6 protein-coding genes and 1 pseudogene are annotated in these 7,171 nt (G+C 74.8%); 4 read left to right on the top strand and 3 right to left on the bottom strand.

The features are described from left to right. On the bottom strand, positions 1-550 hold a 550-nt coding region (locus ACI8AR_RS21160; protein WP_457052747.1), incomplete at its 3' end, for a Clp protease N-terminal domain-containing protein. A gap of 373 nt (positions 551-923) precedes the next feature. Between ACI8AR_RS21160 and ACI8AR_RS21155 the strand changes: the two are divergent. The 3 genes and pseudogenes from ACI8AR_RS21155 to ACI8AR_RS21145 form a co-directional block, all read left to right on the top strand. Continuing rightward, positions 924-1,502 (top strand): annotated as a pseudogene (locus tag ACI8AR_RS21155) (LysR substrate-binding domain-containing protein); the annotation flags it as partial. A 382-nt stretch (positions 1,503-1,884) separates the two neighbouring features. Beyond that, positions 1,885-2,175, top strand: a complete 291-nt coding sequence (locus tag ACI8AR_RS21150; RefSeq protein WP_457052746.1) for an ANTAR domain-containing protein — start codon at positions 1,885-1,887, stop codon at positions 2,173-2,175. A gap of 172 nt (positions 2,176-2,347) precedes the next feature. Next, positions 2,348-3,376: a hypothetical protein gene (locus ACI8AR_RS21145; protein WP_457052745.1), complete on the top strand. Its 1,029-nt coding sequence runs from the start codon at positions 2,348-2,350 to the stop codon at positions 3,374-3,376. Between the two features lie 143 nt (positions 3,377-3,519). Here ACI8AR_RS21145 and ACI8AR_RS21140 read toward each other — a convergent pair whose 3' ends face one another. Then, positions 3,520-4,479, bottom strand: coding sequence for a LysR family transcriptional regulator (locus ACI8AR_RS21140; RefSeq protein WP_457052744.1), 960 nt, complete (start codon positions 4,477-4,479; stop codon positions 3,520-3,522). 209 nt (positions 4,480-4,688) lie between these two features. Here ACI8AR_RS21140 and ACI8AR_RS21135 point away from each other — a divergent pair, with 209 nt between their 5' ends. Further along, positions 4,689-5,705, top strand: coding sequence for a response regulator transcription factor (locus ACI8AR_RS21135; RefSeq protein ID WP_457052743.1), 1,017 nt, complete (start codon positions 4,689-4,691; stop codon positions 5,703-5,705). A gap of 223 nt (positions 5,706-5,928) precedes the next feature. On the opposite strand, the gene ACI8AR_RS21130 is transcribed toward ACI8AR_RS21135, so the two are convergent. Then, the gene (locus tag ACI8AR_RS21130; RefSeq protein ID WP_457052742.1) at positions 5,929-7,164 is read right to left on the bottom strand and encodes a hypothetical protein; all 1,236 of its coding nucleotides are present in this window, start codon (positions 7,162-7,164) and stop codon (positions 5,929-5,931) included. Positions 7,165-7,171 lie beyond the last annotated feature (7 nt).

Here is a 7,171-nt window from a genome sequence, read left to right as displayed (position 1 = left end):
AGGCCGGCTGCCCGGGGCGGCCGCCGCCGGGGGTGCCGCCGCCGGTGGCCGCCTGCTGCAGCGCCTCGGGGGTGACCCCGTGCTCGTGCAGCACCCGCCCGCCCGGCGAGTCCGGGTCGACGGCGAGAGCGAACAGCAGGTGCTCGGGACCGATGTAGGTGGAGCCCAGCGCGCGGGAGACCTGGTGGGCGTCGAGGAGAACGCGCTTGGCCGCGGGGGTGAGGGCCGGCGTCTCGGCGCGCGGCTCGCCGCGACGGGGCAGGCTGTCGAGCTCTGAGCGCAGCTGCGCCGGGTCGGCGCCCGCGCGGCCGATCAGCTGCCGGGTCGGCTCGTCCTCGGTCATCGCCCACAGCAGGTGGTCGGTGTCGAGGTCCGGGCTGCCCACCTCGGCGGCCCGGCGCGCGGCCGCGTTCACCAGCCCCCGGGCCTGCTCGCTGAGGAACTGGGTGATGTCGACGCGCTGGCGGGGCTGGCGGGCGCCGCCCATGTACCGGGCGAAGAAGTCGTCGAAGGGGCTGCCGTACGGGCCTGGGAAGTATCCGCTGGTCATCGCTCGTCCGTCCCGGAAGTGGCGTGGTCCCCTCATGACCTACTCGCCCCGGGGCGGCATCTCCATCGGTCATCCTGCCGAAGGGCCCGTCCAGGGATGCGCACCGCCCGGCGCCGGACGTCCCGGTGCTCCTGACCCCTCCCCCGCCGCTGTCTCCCACGTGCCATCGGAGCCGTCGATGCCGGCCGGCGAGAGGGCGTGGTCCACCTGCCGGGGCAACCGGGCGGACGCTGGGTGCGGGAAGTCGGCTCTCGTCACCTCGAGCGCCGGCCGCCGTTGCCGCAGTCGGGAGGATCGTCGGTGAGTGAGCACGTGACGTGGGAGACCTGCCCGGGCTCCGGGCGGTTCGCCGCCGTGGGCTGGCTCGACGGCCATCCGGTCGAGTTCGACTGCCGCCGCGGCTGCCGACTGCCGGCCGACCTCGTCTCCTCGACGTTCGGACGGCGGCGCCTCGCGGGCCGGGACGGTCACCGGCCTGCTCCGCGGCTCGGTCCGCATCGCCACCGTCGCCGTCCCCCGCAGGCTCGACGTGATAGAGACGATCCGCCGCTTCCAGCGGGAGCACCCGGACGTGGAGATCGACCTGCTCCACGACGGCGCCCGAGACCTCGTCGGACTGGTCGCCGACGGCCGGGTCGACTTCGCCATCACCCCCTTGACCCAGCGCGCCGGTCCGGCGCTGCGCTTCGAGCCGCTGGCCGGCACCCCCCTCGTGATCGTCTGCCCGGCGGACGACCGGCTGGCCGGGGCGCTCGACGTGGATCCCGGGGAGGTCGCCGACGAGCCGGTCATCGACCTGCCCCGCGGCTGGTGGGTCCGCGACCTCTTCGACCGGCTCATGGCCGACCGGGGCATCCCCCGGCAGGTCCGGTCGGAGGTCGACGAGTGGTTCGGCGTCCTGACCATGGTGCAGCGCGGCCTGGGCATCACCTACGGTCCGCAGGCGTGCCTCGACGAGGCCCTCTTCGGCGACGTCGCCGTCGCCACGTCGGCCGGCGCACCTCGTGGGGGCTCGGCATCGTCAGCCGGGACGAGGTGCTCCGCGGCGCGGCCGGCCGTGCCGTCCTCGCCGCCTACCGCTCGCAGTGCCGCGGCGGGTCGGCGGGCACGACCGCGGACCCGTCGAGGTCTGAGCCGCTCGCGGGGCGCCGGACGTCGACGGACCGGACCCCGTCCCGCCCACCCCGGAGGCGCGGATCGGTCGCTCTGCCGATGCCGGACGCCGGAACACGCCCGCACCCTGGCGTCCGTAGCGGGAGAGGTCCACGGCGTACAGGCGACGACGCGCCGGCCCATCCGCACACCGGCCGCGCGAGCAGGAGGACCAGGACACGATGACCGTCGACCCGTCGGTGGAGGCGCCGGCCGCGCACGTGCACCGCCTCGCCGTCCTCGCCGAACTCGACCAGCTGCACGCGCGGGTCCGATCGGCGGAGGACAGGGCGGCCAACCTGGAGCAGGCGCTGGCCACCAACCGGCAGATCGGCATCGCGATCGGCATCCTGATGTGCCATCGCCAGCTCACGGCCGATCAGGCCTTCGCGATGCTCGCGACGCACAGCCAGAACAGCAACGTCAAGGTGCGAGTGCTGGCCGAGACGGTGATCTACACGGGGAATCTGTGAGACGTGCCCCGCAAGGACGGTGGCCGCCGACGCTCCCGCGCTCGAGTCGCCAGAGGGCGCACGTGGCGCACGTCCCGGCCTGGCTGCCGCCACCGACGCCGACCCGTGCCGCTGACCGTGCCGAACGCCTCGGGCTGTACGTCCACCCGCGAGTGAGGGAAGGTGAGCCGTGATGAGCGGGAGCGAACCGCTGCTCCAGCGTGTGTGGTCGGAGGACGCGGGCGTCGTCGCGTCGTCCGCCACCGTGCAGGAACGGGCTGCGGAGCACCTGCAGCAGCTCGGGCGGATCCTGCCCTTCGACGCCGGCTGGCTCGCCGTCCGCGACCCCGAGCGGCAGACCCACGTCCCGCTGGCGACCACCGGTCCGGCCGAGGCACTCGTCGCCTACTTCGGCCGTCCGGAGGCCGACGAGGAGGTGGAGCGGCTCGGCCTGCACCGGCGTCGTCCGCCGATGCTGGCCAGCGACATCCCGGGCCCCCTGTCCGAGGTCCGCGCGTGGGCCGACCACCTGCTCCCGGCCGGCTTCCGCCAGGGTCTGGCAGCCGGGCTGTTCACGACGGACGGGCGGCACGTCGGCTTCCTCAGCCTGCTCTCCGCTGACCCCTCGCGACCGAGAGAGGCCGACCGCCGGGTCGTCGCGGCCGTCACCACGTTGATCGCCGACGACCTGGACCGGACCCGGGACATCGCGGAGACCGCCCGGATCGTCGGCAACGCCGGCGCCGGCGTCGTCCTCACCCGCGGAGGCGACGTCCTGCCGTTACCAGGTCTGCCCGACGACCGCCTGTTGACGCCGGGGTCACCGGTCCTCGGGGTCGCCGCTGACGAGCTGGCCGTCAGCGGCGCGTACACCTCGTTCCTCGCCCCGGCACCGGGGACCGGCGGCGAGCAGCTGATCCGGGTCACCGCGCTCGACTTCGCCCGCCCGGACCTCGACCACCTCTCCGCCGCGGTGCTCCTGGGCGCACCGGGCGACCTGCACGGCCTCACCGTCCTGGACCTCCGGGTCCTGGGCCTCGTGGCGGAGGGCGTCACCGGCATCCTGGCCCTCGCGCAGTCACTCCACGTGGCCGCGGAGGCGGTGGCGGACTCCCTGGGGCGGAGCCTGGTCGCCCTGGGGACCAGCGACCTCACGGCCGCCGCGGTGCGCGCCCTGCGCGGCGGGTTGCGCATCCCGCCCGGGGTGACGGGAGCGACCTGAGCGGGTCCGGCGCCGGCCGGGAATCGGTCGCTCTGCCGATGGTTGCCGGCCGAGCGGTCGGCTGTCATTGCGGCCAGTCCCGTTCCACCGGCGACGCCCCTGCGCCGCCCTGTCCCCAGGACGTCGTTGCGAGAAGGTGGTCCTCAGGCCCTGACCGTGACGTGCCGGAGGCCGTCGCCGGGACGGCGGACCGGCTCGATGAGCGTCTGCGGGTCCCGGGACGACTCGACGAGGAAGTCGACGAGTCTGCGGACGGCGGGGGTGGCCGGTGCCCGCCAGACCGCCTCCAGGTCCCACGTCAACGCCGGAACGAGAGGCCGCACCGTGATCCCCTCGATCCCCAGGTGATCGACGAGCCGGAGGATGCTCACGGCGATGCCGGTGCCGGCTCCGACCGCGCGCAGCACCGCCTCCGGCGCGTTCAGCAGGTTGGGTTCGATGACGACGTGGTCCTGCGCGGCCCCGGCGGGGAACACGTGGTCCACGGCCCGGTCCCACGTCCCGGCGAACGGCTCCCGCGGGAACATCACCAGCACCTCGTCGGCGAGCGCGGCCACCGGCACCGTGACCGCGCCGCTCAACGCGTGCCCGAGCGGGAGCACGACGCCGAGGACTACCGAGCCCAGCACCACGCCGGCGAGGTCCCGCTGCGGGTAGGACCGGCTCCAGACGATCGCCGCGTCCGCCCTGCCCTGGCGGACGGCCTCGACGGCGTCGTCCCCCCGGCCGGAGCTCACCGACACCTCGATCCCGTCGATCGCCAGCGCGGCGTGCCGCAGCGGGCCGTCGAGGACGAGGTCGGCCATGGTGGCCACCCGCAGGGTCAGTCGCTCGCGGGAGTCCGCTCCGGCGGCGCGCGCGTCAGCCAGCGCCCGGTCCACCTCTGCCAGGATGATCCGGGCCCGCTCGACCAGGACGACGCCGGCGAAGGTCAGCCGGGCCGCTTCCGGGGTTCGCTCGAACAACGGGACCCGGAGTTCCCGCTCCAGCGCACGGATCTGCTGCGAGAGCGACGGGGCAGCGATGTGGAGCCGTTGCGCGGCCCGACTGAAGCGGCCTTCCTCGGCCACCGCCAGGAAGTAGCGCAGCTGGCGCAACTCCACGGTGCATGCTAACGCGGAAACCACGCCGTCCACGGACGGTGGTTGCGATGGCAACGACTAACACGACCGAGGTTTCCGGTCACGGGAATCCGGGTTGCTCCCCCCGCCGGTGCGGTACGTGTAGCTGCAGCCCGGCCAGCCTCGTCCAGGGCCGCGGCCGTCCTCGACGGCTCCGTCCGACCGCGCACGCCCTGGACTGGTGAAGCGACATGACCGAGGCCCCGGCTCTCCGCCTCGCGGAGATCGCCGCCACTCCGGGACGGCTCCCCGACCGTGCCCAGGCGCTGCTGCACGAGCTGGGCCGCCACATCCCCTTCGACGCCTCCTGGATGGCGCTGGCCGACCCGCTGGGCAACGGCTACTCCTCCGTGGCCAGCACCTCGCTGGACCGGAGCACCGTCCGGTACCTCAGCAGTCCGGCGACGGCGCACGACATCGAGGTGACCGGAGCCTGTCGCGCCCGCCCACCGCTGAGCCCGTCGGACCTCCCCCGTTCCGCCAAGGACCTGCCGACGTGGGCCGAGTGCCTCACCCCCGCCGGCTATCACGAGGCCCTCACCGTGGGACTGTTCGTACCGGGGCAGCGCCACGTCGGGTACCTGGCGCTGCTCTCCGCCGACACCCGACCTCCGACGGAGGCCACGCGGCACCGCCTGGCGCAGCTCGCCCCGATCCTCGCCCGCGGCATCGACCCGATGCACTCGCTGCTCGCCGCCGCCCGCGTGGTCCAGGGCGCCCGGGCCGGTGTGGTGCTCTGCAGGGACGGTGGCACCACGCCGTTCCCGGGTCTCGGCGACGACGCACTGCTCGCGGGAGGCTCTCCCGTCCTGGACGCCGCTCGCGCGGCCACCCGGAGCGGCCACGTGTACACGTCCTTCCTGTGGCCGCGCGGTGGCCGGCACGCCCCGGACGGCCATGTCCGCGTGACGGTCCTGACGGGCACGGACGACGAGCCCCACGTGCTGTCGGGGATGGTGCTGCTCTCCCCGGGCGGCGACCTGCGCGGGCTCACGCCCCGGGAGCTGGAGGTCCTCGGGCTGCTGGTCGAGGGGCACGCCAACCAGGAGATCGCCCGGGCCCTCGTGGTGGCGCCGCGGACGGTCGCCGCGCACCTGGAGCACATCCTCGCCAAGCTGGGGGCTTCCTCGAGGACGCTCGCCGCCGTGCGCGCCGAGAGGGCGGGCCTCTACGTCCCGGCGGGAACGGGCGCGGCCGGCCGGCACTGAACCGCGGCGGAGGACTCACGGCCACAGCGCCGGCGGGACCTGGAGGCCGGCCCGCGCGACGCCGAGCCGGAGTTCGAGCGGGCCACACACACCCGTCCCTCTGGACGGGGTGCGGTCGACCTGGTCGGCACGCATGCGGTCGGGCCACTCCGTCACGCTGGTCCCGGTCGCGCCGACCAGGTAGGCGAACAGGACGTGGGCGTGCGCGAGCAGGGTCGGGAGATCAGCGGTCCTGGTCAGGCGGTCCCGTGTCCCGCTCGACGATCGGCCCGACCTCCTCCGTCTCACGCCCTCCGGGCCCCGGTGCGACGTCGGTGGACGCGCCGCTCCCCGGCCACCCGGCCGCCTCCGATTCGGTGGCCGCGCTGGTCCGGTACGCATATGCGGCACGGCGGACCGCCTCGTCGCTCTCGAGGCCGGCTCCCAGGGCGCCGCCGACGGTGGCGAGGGACGAGGTCAGCCAGGCGAGCTGCAGGTAGTCCCAGAGAGCAACCGGGTGGCCGAGCTCGTCGGCCATCAGCCGGGGGACGACGAGCAGCAGCGCAGCCAGCAGCGACAGGACGAGCAGCGCCGCGTAGAGGACCACCACCCCGGTGAGCACGGTCGCGCTCGTCGCGAGGTTGAACAGCACCACCTGCTGGCGCACCCCTGGGCGATCGGCGCGCTCCCAGAGCTGGGCGCCGACCACCAACGTGACGGTCAAGGCCGTGACCGACAGCAGGGTCAGCGCACCGAGACGCTGCCACCCGAACACGTCGGCGATCCGCCAGAGGTCCGGGGTGACCAGTGCGAAGGCGCCGGCCGCACCGGCCGCGACGAGCGCCCGGGAGAGGCCCCTCGCCAGTTGCCACGGCCGGTTGGCCCGCACCATGCCCAGGAGCAGGCCGAGATGGCCGGTGAGCACCCTCGTGGTGAACAGGACCGCCTGCGCCTGCTCGTCGACGTCGGAGGCCAGTTCGCGCAGCCGCCGGGTGATCCGGGCCGATCGTGCCCTGACAGCTCGAGCGCCCGATCCGGCGTCACGCGCCTCGCCCAGCAGCACACCCAAGAGGCGCAGCAGCGCATCACGCGCCCGGTGCCGCAGCGCGACGGTGCCCAGCGCAGGCACGGACAGGACGGCGACCCCGTGCAGCGGGCTCGCGTGCGCCACGACCGGGCGCGGGGCGGCCCCGAGGGGCAGGTCGGTCAGGACGATGGCCAGATCCCAGTCGCCGTCCAGCAGCCTCCCGCGGGCCGCGGCGACGAGCTCGCCGTCGCCGGCCGGCGGTGCCACGAGCCCGTCGTGGACCACCCGGACGTGCCAGTGCACCTCCGGGTGACGGGTTCCCAGCTCGCCTCGCAGGTCCCGGGCGCACTCGCCTGCCAGGCCGTCCGGCAGGGCGGGGGCGGCGACGATCCCGACCGTGACGTCCGGCGGCACCACCTCGGGGCCCGCACCGCTCGTCTCGCCGGCGGCCACGGACAGC

This window comes from Geodermatophilus sp. SYSU D01036 (genome assembly GCF_054050435.1).
The sequence above is the reverse complement of the archived record's forward strand: the minus strand, read 5'-3'. Positions and strand labels throughout refer to the sequence as shown.

Coding starts and splice junctions, on each gene's coding strand:
- ACI8AR_RS21150 (WP_457052746.1), top strand. CDS start 1,885: ATGACCGTCGACCCGTCGGTGGAGGCGCCGGCCGCGCACGTGCACCGC.
- ACI8AR_RS21145 (WP_457052745.1), top strand. CDS start 2,348: ATGAGCGGGAGCGAACCGCTGCTCCAGCGTGTGTGGTCGGAGGACGCG.
- ACI8AR_RS21135 (WP_457052743.1), top strand. CDS start 4,689: ATGACCGAGGCCCCGGCTCTCCGCCTCGCGGAGATCGCCGCCACTCCG.